This is a genomic window from Nostoc sp. DedQUE05 (assembly GCF_034530955.1).
Taxonomy (GTDB): Bacteria; Cyanobacteriota; Cyanobacteriia; order Cyanobacteriales; family Nostocaceae; genus Nostoc.
Genome location: NZ_JAVRCB010000021.1, coordinates 115,295 through 136,522 on the forward strand (window position 1 = coordinate 115,295; position 21,228 = coordinate 136,522).

A 21,228-nucleotide genomic window follows, 5' to 3' on the forward strand; every position below is an offset into this window, starting at 1 on the left:
GGCAAGTTTGTTAAGACCAAAAGGAAAAAGCCTGTCAATACTAAAAACAAAGAATGTAACCGAATTTTATTCTCACTTGATTATCTTAGCACATCATTGAGTTCTTACCCACCGTAACTCAAGATTGGGGATTGGAGATTAGGCACAAGAAGCAGAGGTGCAAAGGGGTACGGAGGAAAAACTTACTGCAATTTCTTTTCTGCTTTTCCACTGCCTCATCTCCCTCAGTACCCAGTCTCCTCATAATAATTGATTAGCAGAAATTCCCCAAATAATTGCAAAATAAATGCAGTTCGTCATTGTTACTAATTGGAAATGCCGACTACACTTGCTGACGCACAAAATTTACTTTCTGACCTGATCGCCCGCTACTCTAAGCGTGTAGATTATCTAATGATTCGCCTTGAAGAAGCAGAAGGGACTGATATCTTGTTGCGTGGCGACAAGGTAGAAACTCTCAGTGAAGGCATCTCCATTGGTGGACATATTCGCGCTTGTTATAAAGGCGGATGGGGGTTGAGCTGCTTTAACCAACTGGCAACAATCGAAGATCGCATAGAAGAAGCGATCGCAGCTGCGCGGATGGTTGGTAATGAAGAAACTTTACTTGCACCCATTGACCCAGTGCAAGCAGTATGCATTCTACCCCTAAAAGGTACCGATCCCCGAAATATCCCACTCTCGCAGAAAAAACAATTGTGCGATCGCTATGGCCAATTGCTTAAAAGCGTCGATCCCCGAATTACCACTACCTCGGTGCGTTACGGTGACAGCGCCCAAAAAGTAATCATTGCTACTTCCGAAGGTACTTCGATCGAGCAATCTTGGGTGGATATGGAAATGCGCTTTGCCGCCACCGCCAGAAATGGCGAAACCGTACAAACTGGACGGGAAACTACTGGCTCTCGCAAAGCTTACGAAGATTTAACTAGTTTGGATGAACAGGTAAAAGATGCTGCTCAAAGAGCGGTCGCCGCTTTATCTCTACCACCGGTCAAAGGCAATACTTACACTGTAGTCATTGATCCAATTCTCACGGGTTTATTTGTCCACGAAGCCTTCGGACATCTTTCTGAGGCTGATATGGCTTACGAAAACCCCGATCTGCTGGAAGTTATGACCATCGGACGGCGGTTTGGCCCAGAAGAACTGCAAATTTTTGATGGTGCGGCTCCAGAGGGACATCGCGGTAGCTATTTTTACGACGATGAAGGCACACCAGCTACTACTACTCAACTAATTAAAGATGGAGTTTTAGTGGGACGTTTACATTCTCGTGAAACTGCTGGCAAATTGGAGGAAGCGCCTACGGGTAACGCTCGCTGTCTCAACTATCACTTTACTCCCATTGTGCGGATGACAAATACTTGGATTGAACGGGGTAAAACACCAGTTGTAGACTTATTCACCGATATCAAAGAAGGAGTTTATGCCCGTAATTGGTTGGGTGGGATGACAAATGGGGAAATGTTCACCTTTAGTGCTGGGGAAGCGTGGATGATTAGGAACGGCAAAATTGCTGAACCTGTGCGAGATGTGACGCTTTCGGGAAATGTATTCCAAACTTTAGCGGATATTGAGGGACTTGGTGATGATTTTTATTGGGATGAATCTGGCGGTTGTGGTAAGGGAGGACAAAATGGCTTATCAGTGGGTTGTGGTGGCCCTAGCCTCCGAATTCGAGATGTAGTGGTTGGTGGGGAAACATGAACTATCTGCTTCAGTCGTAAGAATCATAATCTGCAAAAGAATAGGAATTGGTTTTGCCATAACCTTTAGCAGACGAACACCACAATTGAGTATAGCGATCGCTTTGCACTAATGCTTAACGTGAGTCTGCAACGGAGGCTCACGTTAATGCTTAAACTTTTAAGGTGAGCAGCATCCCTCCCAAGTATGAAATTAACTCACAACTCTAGGTAGTAGCGCTAGTATTTAAAAATAGCTAGTCTAGACAAAGTTGATTCAATATCCACTTTAGTTTGATTCATCACACTAATCCTCCGTGGCGCGTGCTGGGGATTTAGTGTTAGTCTGGATAGTCCAAAATTATTCATAATCGATTTCTTGCAGACTAGCTACTACTGCGCTAACGTAATTCGTAATTAAAGACTATTTCAGACACTTATTTAAACACCCAAACTGAAATAAAGCCACGTATATATAAAAGCTAATTACATTCAAAAATTACGAATTACGAATTACGAATTACGAATTAGTTAAACGTTCCTTAGCACAGCGACAGATATGAAAGCAGATCAACTCCTGAAAAACTATGCCGCAGGTGTCAGAGACTTTACTGGCGTCAACTTGAGCGAGGCCAATTTAAGAGAAGCCAATCTCAGTGGCGTAATTTTAGATCGAGCAATTTTAGATGGAGCTAATCTGAGTCACGCTAATTTAACCAACGCTAGTTTGATTGAAGCAGATTTAAATGGAGCAGATTTGAGCAATGCGGATCTCAGTAATAGCAACTTAAGCAAAGCTATTTTGGATGGAGCGATTTTGGATGGAGCGATTTTGGATGGAGCTAATTTGAGTCACGCTGATTTGACGGTTGCTAAATTGATTGAAACTAAATTGAGTGAGGCGGATTTGCAGGAAGCAAACTTGATAGCAGCAAATCTAGATGGAGCGGATTTAAGTGGTGCAGATTTAACTGTAGCTGACTTATCCCAGGCAAATCTCACTCAAGCAGATTTAAACCAGACAAATTTGAGTGGAGCAAATTTGTCTGGAGCCAATATAGAAGGAACTATTCTGGATGATAATGTCATCCCTTAATCTTCTCTGCACAGGCGCTACAGTTTACACACCAGTCTTTTTGAGTTGCAAAGGCATTGTTTTAACTGACAATGCCTTTGTTGCAGCTGACAATACCATCGAGATGAGAACTTGGAATATTGCATAAAAGTCTATAAGGGACTTCCAAGAAATAAATTATCCAATCTTGTGGGGCGGGCATCTTGCACGCCTTTGGTTACTGGGCGGGCGAGACGCCCACCCCACAATAAATAGTTGGATATTTTTTTATTTGGAAGTCTATAACTTGTGTGTACACACGATCTGCTTGCCAGAAAAAGTCAGATGGATATATTTTTTATACACAAGGATATTACTGTGAAAAAGTTTGCTACAAGTAGTGTTATTTACGATTGTCATAATTAAAACAATTGACTCTCAACTATCAATGGTGAACTCTACCCTCGTCGTCACACTCTATGTCAACCCTATGACAGGGAATGATAGCAATACTGGTTCACGGTTGAGTCCATTTAAAAGCCTCACCCGTGCTTTAAAAGTAACCAAAATCCCGACGATAATTTATCTGGAGTCGGGGACTTACAACGCCGCTAGTGGTGAGGTGTTTCCACTAATCATACCTGGAGGAGTGACAGTGGTAGGTAATGAAGCTAACAAAGGTGTAGGGATTGTAATTTCCGGGAGTGGTGAGTATCAAAGTCCCAGTTTTGGTATACAAAATATTACGCTGCTCTTGGTAGATAATGCCAGTCTTTTAGGTGTAACTGTCACCAATCCCTCAGTTAAAGGTACTGGTATCTGGATTGAATCGGCTGCACCTACTTTAAGTAACAATACTTTGAGCAACTGTGGGCGGGAAGGTGTGTTTACCACTGGTACTGCCAAACCCGCAATTTTAGATAACATATTTGTACAAAATACTGCTAGCGGGTTAGTAATGGCAGGTCATAGCCAGGGAGAAGTACAACAGAATGTATTTCAAAGAAACCCTTTAGGTATAGCAATTAGTGACTTTGCCGTTCCAACGATCGCCAATAACAAGTTATCAGAAAATCGCACAGCGATCGCACTTTCTCGTAATGCCCAACCTGTGCTGCGTCAAAATCTGATTACTAAAAATACCCAAGGTGGTTTATTAGTCAATGGCAATGCAGTCCCAGATTTAGGTAATAGCGAAGATCCAGGTGATAATATTTTTCGGGATCATAGGGAATTTGATTTATATAATGCCACTACACAAAAGCTAGTTTCCGTAGGTAATCAATTAAATCCTTCTCTAGTTAAGGGCATGGTAGAATTACTCCCAACCAATCGAGTAACGGTTAACACCAGTTTCTCTGATACCTCGACAGAATCCCCACCTCAAAAACTCCCCTTGCCCCCTTGTCCCCTTGTCCCCTTGTCTCCCCCTCCCCCCTTCCCCGCCTCTCCCGAACTAAACGGACATTGGGCAGAACCATTTATTCAGGCATTAGCAAGGATGCATTTAACTCATGCTTTTGCCGATGGTAGCTATCAGCCAGATAAACCCATGACTCGCGCCCAGTATGCAGCAATGGTGGCGATCGCTTTTAACCCATTTCCCAAAATCCCCGCACCTGATTTTACGGATGTACCCAAGGATTTTTGGGCTTATAGCGCTATCCAAATCGCGGCTAGCGGTGGCTTTGTTGGCGGATTTAGCGATCGCACTTTCCGCCCCGATCGAGGTGTGCAACGGCTACAGGTGATTGTCTCCTTAGTAAACGGACTGGGATTACCAGCTGTCGATCGCGATGTTGTAGAAGTATATAGCGATCGTCATACCATTCCCGACTACGCCCGGACAGCCGTTGCTACTGCTACACAACGGGGAATAGTTGTCAACTATCCAGATCCGAAAGTACTTGCACCTTTACGTTTTGCAACACGCGCTGAAGTTGCAGCGATGGTTTATCAGGCATTAGTCGCGATTGGGCGAACATCTGCGATTAAATCAGTCTATGTGGGGTTGCATTCTAGAAGTTGGCAAGTAGAATAAGGAACACTGCCTATCGGCTCGGCAACTCTTGGAAAAATAAACCATGTAGTTAAAAGCACGCTAGGCTAATATGCGGTGGGTGACAAATCTTAGACCTATTGCCTAAAGCTAATAGCCTCATGTTAACAACACTTCCAGACACCTCTGCCAACTTGGCGATCGCTTTATTAATTAACTATAGTTTCGATCTCGGTGGGTATAGTGCCAATGAGCTAGTTGAGCGTTGGCAAACGCAATACCCCCTTAATTGGCTACACTTGGCAGTGATTGAGGCACTATATCAAGGTCGTTATAAAGCGGTTTCTGTGCAGCAAATTTTAGTATTTTGGCAGCGCCGGGATCAGGCTACATATCATTTCAACATGGAATTTGAACGGATGATTTGTAGCAAGTTTCCTCAAAACTTAACGTCATCGGCTGCGCCAGCTTTACCGCCAGCCAAGAGAAAACCCACTGTAGAGCAAGTGACAAGTCCTCAATTACCACCAGCTAAGATTCGCAACGGCTATCAACACAGCAATACTGCAATTCTCCAACTGAAAAGTTATCAACCAAAGACATCTTTGAGTGAAGAAGAAGGAAAGCAGGAAGATAGAGACAATAAAACTGTCTTGAAGTCTCCGCTTTCTGGGAAATTTACCTCTTCGGTAACCCTTGAGCGATTATCTGCTGTCAGCCAGAGGCAAACTTCACAAGAAAGTCCAGTGCCTTTCCCGTCACCAAACCATCATCAACGACAGCCAAAACTGCTCCCGCCTGCTCCTATTCATGCCCCAATCGGGCAATTTACTCCCGAAACAAGCGATCGCTCTGATTCTTTTACATCTAAACTCAAAGCCATGTCTAGCGAACATAACCCAGGTGTGGAGAGCAGGGGAGCAGAGGAGCACGGGAGCAAAGAGCAGGGAGCAGGGAGAGAATAACTAATGACAAATGACAAATGACAAATGACAAATGACAAATGACAATTGACATTCTATTCTGCAACTAACAACTTAAAGCGTTCATCGTCGGCAATATCATCAAAATCGAGGTCACTTGCTGCGTCTTCTTTATACCTGGGATTAAGTTCAATCGCTTGTTGTAAAGTTAACAGAGATCGGTCAATTTGTCTTTGCAGTGCGTAACAGGCTGCTTTGTTGTAATAAGCACTGGCATAATCTGGCTTAATTTCTAAGGCTTTGTTAAAACTAGCGATCGCTTCATCATCGCGTCCTAATCTTACCAATGTATAACCATGTTTATCCCAGATTTTGGGAGAATTGGGTTGGAATTCTAGCGCTTTATCAAAAGAGACGATTGCCTCTTCGTATTGTTCTAATGCTACTAGAGAAAGACCGCGATTTAACCAAGCAACGGCATCATCAGGTTTGATTTTTGTAGCTTTATCAAATGAGGCAAAGGCTTGCTGATGCTGTTGTAAGTTACCAAAAGCAACGCCGCGATCGCACCAAGCTTGATGATAATCTGGCTGAATCGCAATCGCTCGATCGTAAGATGCGATCGCATCTTGGTAGCGTTTTAATCTTCCCAGAGTTAGACCACGTTTTAACCAACTCACAGGTTCATCAGGTTGGATTTTAACTGCTTGGTTGTAAGCTGCGATCGCATCTTCATAGCGTCTTTGAGAAAACAGATCGTCTCCCTGTTTTACATACTCATCAGCAGTGAATTCTGGTTGTTGCGGCTGTTCCTGTATTTCTTCTTCAACTTCAGAATTTACCACCTCTAGAATGGATTCCGGCGTAATTTCAGATAGTTCTTGAAGAATCAGATCCTTTCTTTCTTCGGCATCTAATTGTAACTCAGAGAGTTGAGAGTCAAATTCAGTTTCTAATCTTTCTAACTTCTCTAAAATGAGAATTTTTTGTTGTTGGGCATTCCATTGTAATTCTGAGAATTGCGAACTAAACTCAGAACCAGATTTTTCTAAATTCTCAATGAGTAGCTCTTTGGATTTTTGAGCATCTACATGTAATTCCGATAATTGAAATTTAAATTCTGACTGCAATATTTCTAAACTTGCAATAATTTTATTTTTTTGTTCTTGAGCATCTACCTGTAATTCCGATAATTGAGATTTAAGTTCCCGCTCAAATATAGTTAAACTGTCAAAGGCAATCTTTTTTTGCTTTTGAGCATCTACCTGTAATTCGGATAACTTTTCTACAAACTCTGACTGTAATTGTGTTAAGCTTTCAAAAATTATATCTTTTTGCTGTTGAGCATCAGACTGCCATCCAGAAAGTTGAGATATGAACTCAGACTTTGATATTTCTAAATCAGTAACAGCTAGTTCTTGCTGTTGATGCACACCTAACTTTAACTTAGACAGTTCTTCTGCGATCGTAGATGCTAATTTTCCTAAATTTTCCAATGCTATATCTTTTTGTTGTTGAGCATCAAACTCTAACTTAGATAGTCCTGAAGCAAATTTTGACTCTAAATTTTCTATATTTTCTTGAGATTTTTTTAGTTCCGCTTCTAATCTACTTAATACCTGCGCTTTAGCTAAATTTAGATCGGATATCTGAATAGATACATTTTCTTGTTCATTCTTAATTTTTTGTTGTAGAGCAGTCGTTTCCTGTTCTAATTCATAATTTATTTTTTTTGCTTCTTGAATAACATTTTCAGCTTCTTGTTTAACGGTGGTTAGCTGATTTTGTAATTTTTCCATTCCCTGGACTTGTTGCATCGCCCTATCAACAATTTCCCGGATTATCACCCGTCGCAACAGCCATAACAAAGCAATGACTGCGACTGGAAAGAGACTTAGTATAACTAGCCAAACATCGAGTAAAATAGTTGTGCGGTTAAAAGTGCTTTTAAAATCAGACTGGACTTGCTGTTGAATTCGTTTTTCTGCTCGTAGTCGTGCTAACTCTTCCCGTTCTGAATTCGATAACACCGGAGTCGGAGTTAGTGCTGGGTTGGGTGATGGTGCAGATTGTCCACTGGCGATTCCAACGAATAACAATAAGGGTAAAAATACAATCGTACTTTTTACAATTAAAGCGAAAACAGCTTGATTTTTGCTCTGCATAACAACTATCTGCGTCTGTTGGTCAGTTTTTGAAGCGGCGTGCCTCTTTCCAATCTATAACAGAATTAAGTAGTTAAATGTTGTAAAGGCAGTGTAAAATTCTGAGCAATCCTTCACTAATCCGTTTCCTCGTCCTTAGTGTACGTACAACTTTAGTAGTAGAGTGCAGTTAAGTTTGTGACAATTTTTTTGAGGTACTATTATAACATTATTAAGTTGTAACTGCTGCTAAAGATGGTGAAAATCAAGCAGTACAAATAGTAATTTATCAACTAGTGGAAGACAAATTGCAAAATGATAGACGCTTTCTTAGATCATCCACCAAAGAAGGTTCGGACTTTGTTCTTACAGATAACAAGGTGTTGAAACTGTAAGTTATACCTATATGGTAAGTGTCAGATGTGGTTACTTCGCATTAACATTAGATTATCTCCGGTAAGCAGATTACTTGTCCTCAAATTAACTTAACAAAGGCGGTAGAAAATGGGTCGCATAAATCCTTACACACTACAATTGCAGATTACCCGAATGTTTGAGCAAGGGCAATCATTATTTGCCACAACCAAGGTACAGGAATGGTTGAAAGAACGTAAACACAATCCAGAAGATTATGACATTATTTTCCATAAAAAACCTGCACCTCCTGGTTCCAAAGAAGTGATGGTTGTGGAAATTGAATTACGCCGCAAAGATGGACAACCTGTAGATCCGTGGTTGCAGGAACAAGCAAATCTCCATGCCTGATCGCAACTATAGCAATCCTAAATTAGATGTGAAATCTTCTTTTTATTTTCTTGGCATTTCGCAAAAAAAGTGGTTTGTTGATTTTCACAGCTTAGAGGATATTTGAAAAGTCATGATTGATGTATTAAATATTTTTACCCCACCCTAACCCTCCCCTTATAAAGGGGAGCCACTGCGTTGGGCGGCTCTGCCGACTTGAAGCAAGTGGCGTGAGGGAACCGGATTTTTTTGTTTCCCGCATTTATAAGGGGGGATTAAGGGGGGTAATAATTCGATTAAAATCACAACATACCACTTTTAAACAACCTCTTAGATAGGATTGCTATGTATGAGGGCTACGCCTACACCCCAACTAAAAATATAACTTACTGTAAATACTGAAATAAGCTTACACAAATTTTATATACATGACGTTGCATCTTTTAGAGATGCAACGTGTAGCTTTTTCGTTCAAAACTTAATTCAGAATGCTGTATTGTTAAATAAACTTACTGCGAGAATTTTTCGGGCGGATACCAATTACAGATGGTCGGGGAATACCTGTAGCTTCCTCCTTACCACCATCATTTTTTGAGATATTACTCGGCCAACTACTGCCACGAGGTAAACTTCGAGTTTGATTAAATGTACTACCATTCAAATCTAGTAATTCAATGCTGCGACTTAGCATTGTGCCATCGTTAATTGGACAATCTTCACCAGGATGTTGTACTGAAATAATCAGTGTATTTCCGACAAAAGTTGGCCCGGTCATCTCACAACGCACTGGCCCGTGAGCAAATGGTATTACCTGTCCGGCATTTGCACCACTGGTCGGGATATAAAACAGCCAGTTATTACCGAATACTCCAGTAAAATCAGAAACATTACCACTAACTGTATGATCGATTTTGGTTTGCTTACCTTCAGCACCTACATCAAAACCGTTGTGAGTGCCGGTAGACATATCCGTGACACCCCAAACATTTTCTTGATTGTCAAAAACTAGATTATCAACGTTGGCAAAACCAGCACCATTAACTGAACCGGCTTCGCCACCTTGGGCAAATCTCTGCCACCGAAAGGTTAAACCTGTGGCATCGGCACTATCTTCAATAATTTTGTACAGTCCTCCTGATTGCTGAGTCGCCTTGGCATCTGTATTTAACTTGGCAACTTGAAAAATCCGCGAATCAGGATAACCATCACTTCCGGGCGCACCATCAGTATAGGCAATGAATACTTCTTTGGTGGTTGGATGCACTTCTATATCTTCAGGACGCGCTGTGGGAGTTCCCCCAACTAAGTTTGCAGCTAAAAAGGCATCACTCAGAACAGCACCTTGGCTAGAGTAGAAGTCAGAAAGTTTCTTATTTTGATAATCAGGTAATGCTTTTGCTTCGTTAGTGCGATCGCATTTAAATGTACCACCATCTTTGGTTTCACCTGCAATCCCATTGCGTCTCGGTAGTGGTAAAAGACCTTCTTTTTGTACTTTCTGCAATGCAGCAAATTCTACAGAAGATAGAACTGTCGGCGTAATTGGATTGGTAGCGGTAGTTAAAAGTAACGGTATCCATTTACCTGTACCGTCTGGATTGTAACGGGCAACATACAAAGTTCCCTTTTCCCATAAACTACTGTTCGTTTTACTGGTGGGTGAAGAAATAGTGTTTGCGCTGACAAATTTCCAAGTGTGTCCCCCCCGTCTGTCATCACCCAAGTAAGCAATTAATTTTTTGCCTTTTTCAACACGCAGGGCAACATTTTCATGGCGAAAACGACCCAACGAAGTGTGTTTGCGGGGACGAAATTTCGGATTTTTGGGGTCAATTTCGACAATCCAGCCGTATTTTTCGCCAACTAATCCAAAAGTCTTGCCGATAGTTTTCTCTGTATAATCTGTCTGAGTACCATTAGCTTTGACTCCTTCTGTAACGCTATTTTGGAAGTTTTCTTCCGCAGATAAAATCGTTCCCCAAGGAGTTTTACCGCCAGAACAGTTGAAAGCAGTACCAATCATTTTGTTGCCCAATTCATCAGAAGAAAGATTAAAAACTTGGGTTGCAGCCGGGCCAGTTCCAATTAAATAATTTTTGTCACCTTTTTGATGATTGCGACTTCCCCAAGCTGTGATACTTTTGTAATCATCATTGCGTTGGCTATTGATTCCTAACCCAGAAAGACCATGAATTCGGCGATTTTTGGCATCTTTGACTACAGTAAAACGTTTATTGTTATTCTGGCGAGAGATACGAACGATTGAGCCGCCTTGATTATATAAAAATTCACCTTCGACTTCAATATTTCTGCTGGAGGGTAAAGCCCAACCAATGACGTTTTCAAATGCGTCGGGCAGTCCTTTCAGATCGGATGAATCTTCTACGACTAAATTAGAAAATGGAAAACTAACGTATTCATGATTCACCCATAAATACCCGACATCATTAGTTTTACCAAGGGGAATAAATCCAGTGAAATCGTTGTTATAACCGAAATAATCATCTTTGTTGGGAAAGACGCGATCGCCCCAACTGACAATTACATAACGTTCGTACTCTGGCGGCACTATCACATCATCAATAACGTTGTAGCTACCTAACTTAATATCCGCAGATGCATTAACTACTTCTCCCTGACCAATTCCTGTTGGTAAGAAATTTTTCTGTTGTTGATAAATTGGTAGAGGATGTGGTAAGCGTACAGGTGTAAAGCTGAGACTGGCGGTTTTTGCATCTGCGCCACTAGCAAAACTATTTAGAAGTTTGTCTCCCAAAATAGCAGCACCAGCACTACCAGCAAGAAATATTAAAAGTTCTCTCCGACTTAATTTAGACATTCAACTTTCCTCTGGTGCGATCGAAAAAATTAGTAAAAATAAACTCTAACTTGTGAGATTTTTTGGAATTTTAAATAATTAACAAACTATTAATAATAAAAGAATGATTATTTGATTATTTACTTTAGTTGATAATAATTAAGCTTAGGTTATAAGTTAATTAACTAAAAATTATCACCTCTGACTATTTCCTTAGCTCAAATCAAGTAAGGAACAGTGTCAGCGCCCCATCTGTCCTATCCTGGAGATGGATAAATCAATAGTGTTGTGGGTGAGACTGTGTTTTTCAGCATTGTGATACCGACTTATAATCGCCAACCGATTTTAGAAAAGTGCCTCCGCGCCTTGGAGTTGCAGGAGTTAAGTCAGCCAACGGTTACTAATTACGAGATTGTCTTGGTGGATGATGGTTCTACTGATGGCACATTGGAGTGGTTAGCAGCACACAAAGAAGAGTTTCCTCATGTGCGCTGGTTTGAGCAAGATCATGCTGGCCCAGCTGCGGCCCGGAATTTGGGGGTAGAACAGGCGCAGGGAGAGACAATTATCTTTATTGATAGCGATTTAGTAGTGCTGAAGAATTTCTTGCAAGCTCATGCTGAAGCACTAGTAAAGGGGAAAGAGAAATTGGGGAGCGATCGCTTTTTTACTTATGGTGCAGTTATTAATACTTGCAATTTCAACAATCCAACCGCTGAACCCTACAAAGTAACCGATTTTTCAGCAGCTTTTTTTGCTACTGGAAATGTAGCAATCCCCAAACATTGGTTAGATAAAGCCGGACTTTTTGATACTAGCTTTCAACTCTATGGCTGGGAAGATTTAGAATTAGGTGTGCGGCTAAAAAAACTAGGTTTGACACTAATTAAATGTCCAGAAGCCGTAGGATATCACTGGCATCCAGCATTTAACTTAGAGCAAATTCCCCGATTAATTGACCAAGAAATTCAACGCGGACGTATGGGAGTTTTGTTTTATCAAAAGCATCCCACATGGGAAGTGCGAATGATGATTCAAATGACTTGGCTGCATCGCTTACTTTGGGGGATTTTGTCACTTAATGGTGCGTTAAATGAACGGACAATGGCTCCGTTATTGCAATGGCTAATTAATTTAGGCAAACCGCAATTAGCTTTAGAAGTTGCCCGAATTTTCCTCAACTGGTATAACGTGAAGGGTGTTTATCAAGCCTATGCCGAAATACAGCAAGCATCGTGATTTAAACACCTTTGGTAAGTACCACCATGTAATCAACTGTGTAAAGATGCAGGATGTCGGGTAATGGGGGGAAGACGACATAGGGTAAAAGCGCGGACGCTCAGGTACGTTTGCTACGTGTTTGATAATACTTTAACCCACGGACTCCGCCCCAAATCCCACCTAGAATGGTTCCAGTTTGAACACAAAATAACCAAACAGTAATTAAATATCCTGCCATTATTCCCTGACTTAGACCGCTCAGGTTAGGATTTGAGAAACTTGGGTCAGTTTTAAGCGTCCATTTATACCACAGCCAACCAAGAAAAAAACCAGCACTAGAACCAAGTAAGGCAACAATAAATGAGCGCAAAAATGTTAATAAACTGTACTTAAAATTTTTCAAACGCACTGTGGCGATCGCAAAAAATCTCGCTCCTATCAGTGCTGCTATTGTTACTGTCGATAGAATTAATCTTACTATTGTATTGGACATTCCTCAATTATTCTTAAAGGATAATTATTTTATATTTTACTAATGTGTTCTGCTGATATCATCTTCAACCCATGTTTAGGCTATTGGACTATAAACTGCATCCTTCATGCCTTGGGTCAGATAAGTGAAATCTAAGAAAAGTAAAAGTATGCCAAGTTAAAGGAATAAATTACTTTTAAAAGGTAGGAATGCATAGTCAGTTTCTCTCTTAAACTAACTGAGATATATTACGTTAAAATCGCTCCACCCATTAAACGCTCATACCGATACTTCAACTCTTCTTTCATCAAATACCAGCGCTCTAAAGTAACATCCATCTCTATTATTTTCTCCGCTGCTTGCCGCGCTAAAAGTAAAACTTCCTCATCGTCAACCAAACTCGCTAAGGTAAAATCTGGCACTCCAGATTGACGAGTTCCCAGTACTTGCCCTGGGCCACGAAAACGCATATCCATCTCGGAGATGAAAAAGCCATCCTGAGATTGTTCCAATACCTTCAACCGTTGTTGAGCATCAGGGCTTCTAGAACTGCTCATCAACAGACAGTAAGATTGAGCCGCACCCCGACCAACACGCCCCCGCAGTTGGTGCAGTTGCGATAGTCCAAATCGCTCTGCATTTTCAATGAGCATTACTGTAGCATTAGGTACGTCTACACCAACCTCAACAACAGTAGTAGAAACCAAAATTTGCGTTTGGTTGTCACGAAATTTGGTAATCGCTTCATCCTTATCGGCTGAACTCATACGACCGTGCAGCAGCCCCACTTGAAAGTCGGGAAAAACACTTTCCTGTAACTTTTGATGCTCGTCAACAGCCGATCGCAAATCTAATTTTTCTGATTCTTCCACCAAGGGCAAAACCACATAAACTTGTCTACCTTGGACAATTTCTCGGCGGATCAGGTTGTAAGCATGGTTGCGTTGCTGACCTGATAATACTGTTGTCTGAATCTTTTGCCGTCCTGGTGGTAACTCATCAATTTGACTCACATCCAAATCCCCGTGTATCGTCAGTGCTAAGGTTCGAGGAATAGGAGTTGCTGTCATAGTTAACACATGAGGTTGATTGCCTTTTTGCTGCAAACGTGCCCGTTGTTCTACCCCAAAGCGATGCTGTTCATCTATCACTACTAACCCTAATTGCTGAAAGTTTACAGGGTCTTGAATCAAGGCATGGGTTCCTACTAACAGAGGTAATTCACCAGTTCCTAACTGAGAATGTATTTGTCTTCGTTTAGCAGCTTTAGTCGAACCTGTAAGTAATTCCACTGGTAAATGCAAGAGGTTAAACCAACTAACTAACTTGCGATAATGTTGTTCTGCCAAAACTTCTGTGGGAGCCATTAGTGCCGCTTGGTAGCCAGATTGAATTGCTGCAAGGATAGCCAACACAGCGACGACTGTTTTACCTGAACCGACATCACCTTGCACCAAACGATTCATTGGTACAGGTTTTTGTAAATCGTTGAGAATGTCGTTAAGAACTCGTTGCTGGGCGCCGGTGAGTTGAAAAGGCAGTATTTCGTGAAATTTCTCTACAAGTTGACCGCGCGGGACAAGAATAGCGCTGGTTTGAATCGCTCTTGCTTGCTGTTGACGTTGCAGCAACCCAAGTTGCAGGTAGAAAAATTCGTCAAAAACTAGGCGACGACGGGCAACTTGTAGGGCGGCGCTATCACTGGGAAAATGGATATTAGCGATCGCATCTTTCAATTCCATCAAACCATATTTCTGCCGCAAACCACTTGGCAAAGGATCTTTCAGGTTAGCCGCAGCAGGCAAAGCAGCAATTACCGCCTGTCGCACTGTATTCGCCACCACGCCTTCAGTTAGTCCATAAATTGGTACTACCCGCCCAATATTTAGCGACTCAATCGTATCTCCTGGGCTTGCCAAAACCTCTAGTTCTGGATTATCCAGTGTCAAGCCATATTTACTTTCTTTCACCAATCCACAGGCTGCCAGAATGCTACCTACTGGATAACGGCGTTTTAAACTTTCTTGCCAAGCGCGACTGCTAAAGCGCGTACCTGCGTAAAAACGACCAATTTTGATTTGACCGCTATTATCTTTTACTACCAGTTCTAAAATTGATAATTTCTGATTTTTAGGGCTAGAAAAGCAGTTGCAACGCTTCACTGTAGCCACTATTGTCACCGTCTCACCTGCCTGTAACTCGCGGATATTTACCTGACGCGCATAATCAATATGGTCACGAGGATAGTAGAAAAGCAAGTCACGGACGCTATGTAAACCAAGCCGTGCCAAATTATCAGCTTTTTTAAAACCTATTTCTGGTAAATCACTGAGTTTTTGCTCAATTTTTGGTGCAAGTCTCCGACTCACCTCAGAGATAATTTTAGATTTTGGATTTTGGATTTTGGATTGATAAGTTTTCCCTTGCTCCCCTGCCCCCCTGCTCCCCTGCTTCCCCTGCTCCCCCTGCTCCTCTTGCTGTAGTTGGGAAAGATACCTACGAGTCTCTGCTACTAAATGCTGCCTTTCTTCCAGTGCTAGATGTGGATAACTAGCAAATTGCACTGCTAATCCTTGCCAACGGCGGCGTTCAATTTGGGGTAAGCCTGTTGGGAATTTGCCCAAAGTTAGGCTCAGAAATTCACTGAAACGATATTCTCTGCCCATCAAGTCTGTAAAGCCACGTTCAGCTTCTATTGCCAAGGCTTTGTGCAATCGTATCCAATCTGGTTTTTCATTAGTCATTGGTCAGCAGAGTTAGGAGTGAGGAGTTAGGAGTGAGGAGTTAGGAGTTAGGAGTTAAGAATAAATAACTCATAACTCATAATTCATAACTCATAACTTTATTCAAACCAACTAGCGCGCCATGCAGCTTCCGCTTCAGCGATCGCCTTTTCTTTATATCTTTTTTTATACTCTCGTCCTAGTTTGTTTAGCTGAACTAAAATACTGCGGATTCGCTTGCGATCGGAGGAAAGTGTCACATCAGCAAATTCAATTTCTCCTAGCCGCAGGTTAATAGCCATGATTTGAGTCAGTCCAGAATCTTCTGACTGTTGCTCATTTTCAATTTCAATTACTAAGTTTAATAAATTGGGGGGCCCTGGCATGACCTCAGCAGATGCTTCTGATGCCGCCGCTGCTGCTGCTAAAATCGGTTCTGGTAATTTTTTCGGCAATACTCCAGCTTTTTGTAACAAAAGGTTAGCATCATGCGAAAGTTTTTTCAGTATCTCTTGCGCAACCTCTTCTAATTTCTGTTGCCATTTTGCTAGTTCTATAGGATCGGAGGTGTTGGCAGTGAGATACTGAGAATTAGAAGTGTCCAGAAATAGTGAAGATGAAGAGGGTGTTACTTCCTCATCCATCTCATGCGTTTCATCTCCTTCATCTATCTCATCTACCTCATCTTCCCCTGATTCTTCACTTGTAAGATAAATGAGCAATTGTTCAGCTGCGAGTTCACCCAACTTGCGGATGGCTTGTTGCAATTGTTGGCGCTGATTCAATGACAAATGCAGAAAGTTTTCGGGATATCCTTGGGTACAGAGGTGGTAACTCGCGAGAATCAACTGTTTGCGTACAGCTAGCCCCAAGGTGTTTAGATAACTAGCATAAGCGCTTTGTAGTTCGATTGCGATCGCCCGGATCGCTTCTTGGAGTGCTGCAATATCCTGCTCAATTCGCTCGATTGCTCTTGCCATATTTTTTCGCTCTTGCCCATCTGAACCATTACATAGTACAAATGTACAAATTTATTTTAGGATAACTTTCCAGAGAATTTTATATTTTAAATTAAATGCGATATTTTCTGTCTTTTAGGGAACTCCAAGAAATAAATTATCCAATATTGTGGGGTGGGCATCTTGCCCGCCATATCGACTGGGCTATCGTGTCGCCCACCCCACAGGAGTTAGGATATTTTTTTATTTGTAAGTCTCTTACTAAATAAAAGACAGGTCAGGCTATTTGCTTGACCTGTACTTTAAGCAGTTAGGAATTAAGAATTATAAGTTATGAATTATGAAGTTAACTTCCTATTAACTCCTAACTCCTAACTCCTAACTAATATTACTTAGTGCCCATTTGTGCAGCGACTTCATCAGCAAAGCTGATTTCTTGCTTTTCAATGCCTTCGCCCAGTATATAACGGACAAAGCGAATCACTTGAATCTCTTCACCTAATTGAGTCTTGACTTGTTTTATCAAGTCTTCTACGGAAATACTCTGATCGCGAATGTAAGGCTGATCGAGCAAAGTCAATTCTTTCAGGCGTTTTTCAATCCGTCCCTGAACAATCTTTTCTTTGATGTTTTCAGGCTTGTTCGCCAAATCATCCTTGCCCATTTCAATGTCTTTTTCCTTTTGGGCAATTTCGGCGGGGATTTGGTCTACGCTCACATACTCGACATTAGGACAAGCCGCAACTTGCATTGCAGTGTTCCGTGCCAAGGTTTGGAACTCTGAATTAGTAGCCACTGATTCAGTTTGGGAACCCAGTTCTACTAATACACCAACTCGACCGCCAGTGTGAATGTAGCTGTCTACTACACCTTGTGTGCCTTCTGCTATTGCAAAATTAACAAAGCGGCGCACTTGGATGTTTTCACCAAGGGTGGCAATGGTTTGCTTGATAAATTCTTCTACAGTCGCACTTTCATTATCAATATAGGGTTGAGCCAGCAAAGACTCAACACTATCAGCTGTCGCTGCTTGCTTTGCTAGATTCTTAACTAAAGCTTTAAAAGCCTCGTTACGAGCAACAAAGTCGGTTTGGCAGTTGACTTCTATGAGTACACCTACTCGACCTTCGGGCTGAATGTAAGTGTCTACTAAACCTTCTGCCGCAATGCGATCGCTTTTTCCCCCCGCCTTAGAGATGCCCTTTTTCCGTAGCCAGTCTATGGCTTCTTCTATATTGCCATCAGTCTCTATCAGCGCTTTTTTGCAGTCCATCATGCCAGCACCAGTTTTTTGGCGTAGCTCTTGGACGAGTTTTGCAGATATTTCCGCCATGTTGCCTCAATTCCTAACTTGACCTCGAGTTGTAATCGCTCACCTAATTTAGTACTGAGTACTGAGTTTTGTTAGCGTTAGCGGGGCGTTTAGCCCGTGCTGAGTTTTGAGTGTTCAGTTATCAATTTTATTCTTCATTGACAAATCACAACTTACAACTTCAAAAATCAAGACTCAGCACTATTCAATTTGCTGAGTCTTTCTATCTTACTCAGGACTTAGCACTCTTGACTCAGAACTATTCTTCTGTTTCCTCGTCGGGAATTACGGCATCAGTATATTCGGTTTCTTCGTAGTCATCGTCATACTCACTACCGTCGTAATCTTCGTAATCATCTTCAACATCCAGCTGACCGTGACGCCCTTCATAAATGGCATCTGCCAATTTTCCGACTATCAGTTTAATTGACCTGATAGCATCGTCGTTTGCTGGGATGGGGATATCAACTACATCGGGGTCACAGTTTGTATCCAACATGGACACAATAGGAATATTCAGCTTTTGGCATTCTTGAACTGCGTTATATTCCCGGCGTTGGTCTACGATTACCACGATATCGGGCACTTTTCGCATTGTTTTAATGCCGCCCAAGTATTTCTGAAGCTTCGTCATTTCCCGACGTAGCATTGATGCTTCTTTTTTCGGCAATAAATCTAGTGCGCCAGTTTCTTCACGGCGTTCTAAATCTTTTAGACGGTCAACCCGTGTCTTGATGGTTGCCCAGTTGGTCAACATTCCGCCCAACCAGCGTTGGTTAATGTAGTGAGAACCACAACGGCTAGCTTCTTGGGCAATAATTCCAGCTGCTTGACGCTTGGTGCCGACAAAAAGAAATTTCTTCCCTTGTTCTGCGTGCGATCGCATGTAGTTGTAAGCATTATCCATCAACTGGGCAGTTTGCACCAAGTCGATAATATGCACGCCATTGCGGGAAGTATAAATGTAAGGAGACATTTTTGGGTTCCAACGCCGGGTCTGATGCCCAAAGTGAACCCCTGACTCCATCATTTGAGCCAATGAAACTACTGGCATATATTTTTCAACTCCGATTCGGGTTAAACCTCCATCCAAGTGTATTTCCCAATCGGGAAACACCCGAATTCTTAGATGTGCGAGATTAGTTAACCATACTAGGTTAACATATTCCGAAGAGTTGTAGTTGCTTGACCGAATGAGGTCAAAAAAATAGTGCTGCCTACTCAACAATTGGGCAGCACTATTAATGAAAATCTTGCTGTTTTAAAGGTCTACTAGCGGTCTTCTCGATCTTCGGGTTTAGGTTTTTGCCGCCGTTGTTCGATCTGATCGTCGATGGTTTCTCTCATTTTGCGATCGGCAGCGTCCATCGCAGAATATTTAAAGCGGTTGATTATGCCACTGAACAAGTTGCCAAAGAATCTTTCAATTTCTTGCATAATTTTATACCTCAGTATTTAAAGGTAAATTCTTATTGATCTTGGACTTTCTAGTGGAAGTAGGAAATAAAACGCTAACCGGTGCTTGAAGTATCTGTTAATCTCTTAGCGTCTCTGGGTGCTTAGAGGGCTGGCGGTTTATTTATCTTTTGATTCAGTTTTGCTTGGGAATGACTGTATAAAACAGTCTTCTCAATAAAATCAGTATTGTTGAGACTTACTAGATTGAATCCCCACAAGACATGAATGAATTAACCATCGCAGAAGATCCAAAACAATTTCTTAAACAGATGATGAGTAGTTTTTCGGAAAGGATGTGGTCTGCTGGCTGGCTTTCAGGGCTTGAGTTTATCCTATGGAAAAAGGTCAGGTCATGCTCAGATGACCTAACCTTACGAGAAATAGCTGACTTTAATTTTTATGCAGGATTGGCTGGTGGGTGGTGGATCTGGGAAAAAGATCAAAAGTCTGAGGTGTTTGTCACTCTAGATCGATGGCTAGAGATTTACAACCAAAATGTAAACTCCCAGTAACTAAAACTTGTCATCTCGGATTTGGAAATTAGATTGTTTGTTGAGAAAACCGGCTATCTGCTTAACCCAGTTGGCAAGCCTGTCAAACTTGTGCTTAACCATAGTCTCAATACCGTTCAGACGATACTCAACAAAAAGTTTCTTTTCGTTGTACTCAGTTAGATGCACATCTACTTTTCGCTCAACTGTGTACAACCGATCAACAAAGTTGTCTTTTAAGTGATCGACAGCTGCTAATACAGTATTTTCAACTCTATTGATTTTGGCATTGATATTTGCTTCTACCTGTGCCAATCGGTAAATAGCTCCTATCAAAGTAAGCAACCCAAGAATAATGGTTAAAGCATTATTAATATCAATTTTCATTTAAAGGAGTGCTTCTAGCTTTAATTTTTATAATTTAAATAAATTAATTACCGAAAATATTTCTTCGACTCCCCAACCGCTAGAAAGTCCTAAAGAGGCTGAATCCTGATTCCGAAATACTCGATATTCAAGCGCTAAAGATTTATTTGCGGCTATTGAAAACTTGCCGCTAAGTTCTGCTAAACATTGAACATCTACCCCAGACCCAGGATAGATCGAGCTACTATTCAACAAAACAATGTCATCAGTAACATTCCTTAACCTAATTCTTGATGTTGCAGTTCTATAAAAAGGTGAAACTGCATTCAATATATAAGTTCCAGCAGGTAATACAAACTCGTTATTAGAAATAATAACCGAGGCTGTATCATCAGTCGCAATATTATTAAGCTTTCGCTTATTCCAACTTCCTGCTGTGGCATTTCCCCCCTCTGTTCCAGATGGTTGAGTCTCTCTTAGTTGAATGAAAATAAGTCCATTAGAAGAAACAGAGGGGGTATATAAAGGCATTATGTCAACTCCCGAACCAAAGCGTTGCCATTAGCAGCCGACCAGATACCACTAATTACGCCAGTGTAATGAAATGGCACTTCGTAATAACCACCTGCTGATAACTTGGCAGTAAAAGCGTTTGTTGCTGCGGTTGCACCAAATTCTAGATATAGAGTAGCGGTGCTATCATTCCAAATTGTTGCACCTTTGCGATTGGAATTGGCAGCCAGGATTGTAGTGTTACTTGTACTACCAGCAACACTGGTAGGGGTTGAAGTGCCACTAGTTGATTCAGTTACTGTTACTGATGCTGGATTAACAAGAGCCATTAAATACACTCCAC

The 21,228-nt window shown here is 41.5% G+C and carries 18 protein-coding genes; 7 read left to right on the plus strand and 11 right to left on the minus strand.

What is annotated here, in order from left to right; translation table 11 throughout:
* Positions 1-315: 315 nt before the first annotated feature.
* The 4 genes from RMZ42_RS17500 to RMZ42_RS17515 all read left to right on the plus strand — a co-directional run bounded on the left by RMZ42_RS17500 (position 316) and on the right by RMZ42_RS17515 (position 5,706).
* Positions 316-1,710: a TldD/PmbA family protein gene (locus tag RMZ42_RS17500; protein ID WP_322672575.1), complete on the plus strand. Its 1,395-nt coding sequence runs from the start codon at positions 316-318 to the stop codon at positions 1,708-1,710.
* A gap of 537 nt (positions 1,711-2,247) precedes the next feature.
* Positions 2,248-2,784 (plus strand): pentapeptide repeat-containing protein, encoded by a 537-nt coding sequence (locus RMZ42_RS17505; protein ID WP_322672576.1) that lies wholly within the window; start codon positions 2,248-2,250, stop codon positions 2,782-2,784.
* A 406-nt stretch (positions 2,785-3,190) separates the two neighbouring features.
* On the plus strand, positions 3,191-4,783 hold the full coding sequence (locus RMZ42_RS17510) for a DUF1565 domain-containing protein (protein WP_322672577.1): 1,593 nt from the start codon (positions 3,191-3,193) through the stop codon (positions 4,781-4,783).
* 119 nt (positions 4,784-4,902) lie between these two features.
* Complete coding sequence (locus RMZ42_RS17515) at positions 4,903-5,706, plus strand: hypothetical protein (protein ID WP_322672578.1); 804 nt, start codon at positions 4,903-4,905, stop codon at positions 5,704-5,706.
* Positions 5,707-5,759: 53 nt separating this feature from the next.
* Here the strand turns inward: RMZ42_RS17515 and RMZ42_RS17520 are convergent, their stop codons facing one another.
* On the minus strand, positions 5,760-7,829 hold the full coding sequence (locus RMZ42_RS17520) for a tetratricopeptide repeat protein (protein ID WP_322672579.1): 2,070 nt from the start codon (positions 7,827-7,829) through the stop codon (positions 5,760-5,762).
* A 483-nt stretch (positions 7,830-8,312) separates the two neighbouring features.
* Here RMZ42_RS17520 and RMZ42_RS17525 point away from each other — a divergent pair, with 483 nt between their 5' ends.
* The gene (locus RMZ42_RS17525; RefSeq protein ID WP_322672580.1) at positions 8,313-8,573 is read left to right on the plus strand and encodes a hypothetical protein; all 261 of its coding nucleotides are present in this window, start codon (positions 8,313-8,315) and stop codon (positions 8,571-8,573) included.
* A gap of 478 nt (positions 8,574-9,051) precedes the next feature.
* On the opposite strand, the gene RMZ42_RS17530 is transcribed toward RMZ42_RS17525, so the two are convergent.
* Positions 9,052-11,391, minus strand: coding sequence for a PhoX family phosphatase (locus tag RMZ42_RS17530; protein ID WP_322672581.1), 2,340 nt, complete (start codon positions 11,389-11,391; stop codon positions 9,052-9,054).
* A 279-nt stretch (positions 11,392-11,670) separates the two neighbouring features.
* Between RMZ42_RS17530 and RMZ42_RS17535 the strand changes: the two genes are divergently transcribed.
* On the plus strand, positions 11,671-12,609 hold the full coding sequence (locus RMZ42_RS17535; RefSeq protein ID WP_322672582.1) for a glycosyltransferase family 2 protein: 939 nt from the start codon (positions 11,671-11,673) through the stop codon (positions 12,607-12,609).
* A 100-nt stretch (positions 12,610-12,709) separates the two neighbouring features.
* On the opposite strand, the gene RMZ42_RS17540 is transcribed toward RMZ42_RS17535, so the two are convergent.
* The 6 genes from RMZ42_RS17540 to RMZ42_RS17565 form a co-directional block, all read right to left on the minus strand.
* The gene (locus RMZ42_RS17540; RefSeq protein ID WP_322672583.1) at positions 12,710-13,084 is read right to left on the minus strand and encodes a hypothetical protein; all 375 of its coding nucleotides are present in this window, start codon (positions 13,082-13,084) and stop codon (positions 12,710-12,712) included.
* A gap of 227 nt (positions 13,085-13,311) precedes the next feature.
* Positions 13,312-15,807 (minus strand): ATP-dependent DNA helicase RecG, encoded by a 2,496-nt coding sequence (gene recG, locus RMZ42_RS17545; RefSeq protein ID WP_322672584.1) that lies wholly within the window; start codon positions 15,805-15,807, stop codon positions 13,312-13,314.
* Between the two features lie 98 nt (positions 15,808-15,905).
* Positions 15,906-16,766 (minus strand): hypothetical protein, encoded by an 861-nt coding sequence (locus tag RMZ42_RS17550; RefSeq protein ID WP_322672585.1) that lies wholly within the window; start codon positions 16,764-16,766, stop codon positions 15,906-15,908.
* Between the two features lie 367 nt (positions 16,767-17,133).
* Positions 17,134-18,078: a translation elongation factor Ts gene (gene tsf, locus RMZ42_RS17555; RefSeq protein ID WP_322672586.1), complete on the minus strand. Its 945-nt coding sequence runs from the start codon at positions 18,076-18,078 to the stop codon at positions 17,134-17,136.
* A 238-nt stretch (positions 18,079-18,316) separates the two neighbouring features.
* A complete protein-coding gene (gene rpsB, locus RMZ42_RS17560) occupies positions 18,317-19,111 on the minus strand; it encodes a 30S ribosomal protein S2 (protein ID WP_190913288.1) in 795 nt (264 codons plus the stop codon).
* 218 nt (positions 19,112-19,329) lie between these two features.
* Positions 19,330-19,494, minus strand: coding sequence for a hypothetical protein (locus tag RMZ42_RS17565; protein ID WP_194042887.1), 165 nt, complete (start codon positions 19,492-19,494; stop codon positions 19,330-19,332).
* 242 nt (positions 19,495-19,736) lie between these two features.
* Here RMZ42_RS17565 and RMZ42_RS17570 point away from each other — a divergent pair, with 242 nt between their 5' ends.
* A complete protein-coding gene (locus RMZ42_RS17570; RefSeq protein WP_322672587.1) occupies positions 19,737-20,027 on the plus strand; it encodes a hypothetical protein in 291 nt (96 codons plus the stop codon).
* Here the strand turns inward: RMZ42_RS17570 and RMZ42_RS17575 are convergent, their stop codons facing one another.
* From RMZ42_RS17575 to RMZ42_RS17585, 3 genes are all read right to left on the minus strand, one after another.
* A complete protein-coding gene (locus RMZ42_RS17575) occupies positions 20,028-20,393 on the minus strand; it encodes a hypothetical protein (RefSeq protein WP_322672588.1) in 366 nt (121 codons plus the stop codon).
* 27 nt (positions 20,394-20,420) lie between these two features.
* Positions 20,421-20,903: a hypothetical protein gene (locus RMZ42_RS17580; RefSeq protein WP_322672589.1), complete on the minus strand. Its 483-nt coding sequence runs from the start codon at positions 20,901-20,903 to the stop codon at positions 20,421-20,423.
* The coding region (locus RMZ42_RS17585) for a hypothetical protein (protein ID WP_322672590.1) at positions 20,903-21,228 on the minus strand (326 nt) is incomplete at its 5' end. The genes RMZ42_RS17585 and RMZ42_RS17580, both read right to left, overlap by 1 nt.

Coding starts and splice junctions, on each gene's coding strand:
- RMZ42_RS17500 (WP_322672575.1), top strand. CDS start 316: ATGCCGACTACACTTGCTGACGCACAAAATTTACTTTCTGACCTGATC.
- RMZ42_RS17505 (WP_322672576.1), top strand. CDS start 2,248: ATGAAAGCAGATCAACTCCTGAAAAACTATGCCGCAGGTGTCAGAGAC.
- RMZ42_RS17510 (WP_322672577.1), top strand. CDS start 3,191: ATGGTGAACTCTACCCTCGTCGTCACACTCTATGTCAACCCTATGACA.
- RMZ42_RS17515 (WP_322672578.1), top strand. CDS start 4,903: ATGTTAACAACACTTCCAGACACCTCTGCCAACTTGGCGATCGCTTTA.
- RMZ42_RS17520 (WP_322672579.1), bottom strand. CDS start 7,829: ATGCAGAGCAAAAATCAAGCTGTTTTCGCTTTAATTGTAAAAAGTACG.
- RMZ42_RS17525 (WP_322672580.1), top strand. CDS start 8,313: ATGGGTCGCATAAATCCTTACACACTACAATTGCAGATTACCCGAATG.
- RMZ42_RS17530 (WP_322672581.1), bottom strand. CDS start 11,391: ATGTCTAAATTAAGTCGGAGAGAACTTTTAATATTTCTTGCTGGTAGT.
- RMZ42_RS17540 (WP_322672583.1), bottom strand. CDS start 13,084: ATGTCCAATACAATAGTAAGATTAATTCTATCGACAGTAACAATAGCA.
- recG (WP_322672584.1), bottom strand. CDS start 15,807: ATGACTAATGAAAAACCAGATTGGATACGATTGCACAAAGCCTTGGCA.
- RMZ42_RS17550 (WP_322672585.1), bottom strand. CDS start 16,766: ATGGCAAGAGCAATCGAGCGAATTGAGCAGGATATTGCAGCACTCCAA.
- tsf (WP_322672586.1), bottom strand. CDS start 18,078: ATGGCGGAAATATCTGCAAAACTCGTCCAAGAGCTACGCCAAAAAACT.
- rpsB (WP_190913288.1), bottom strand. CDS start 19,111: ATGCCAGTAGTTTCATTGGCTCAAATGATGGAGTCAGGGGTTCACTTT.
- RMZ42_RS17565 (WP_194042887.1), bottom strand. CDS start 19,494: ATGCAAGAAATTGAAAGATTCTTTGGCAACTTGTTCAGTGGCATAATC.
- RMZ42_RS17570 (WP_322672587.1), top strand. CDS start 19,737: ATGAATGAATTAACCATCGCAGAAGATCCAAAACAATTTCTTAAACAG.
- RMZ42_RS17575 (WP_322672588.1), bottom strand. CDS start 20,393: ATGAAAATTGATATTAATAATGCTTTAACCATTATTCTTGGGTTGCTT.
- RMZ42_RS17580 (WP_322672589.1), bottom strand. CDS start 20,903: ATGCCTTTATATACCCCCTCTGTTTCTTCTAATGGACTTATTTTCATT.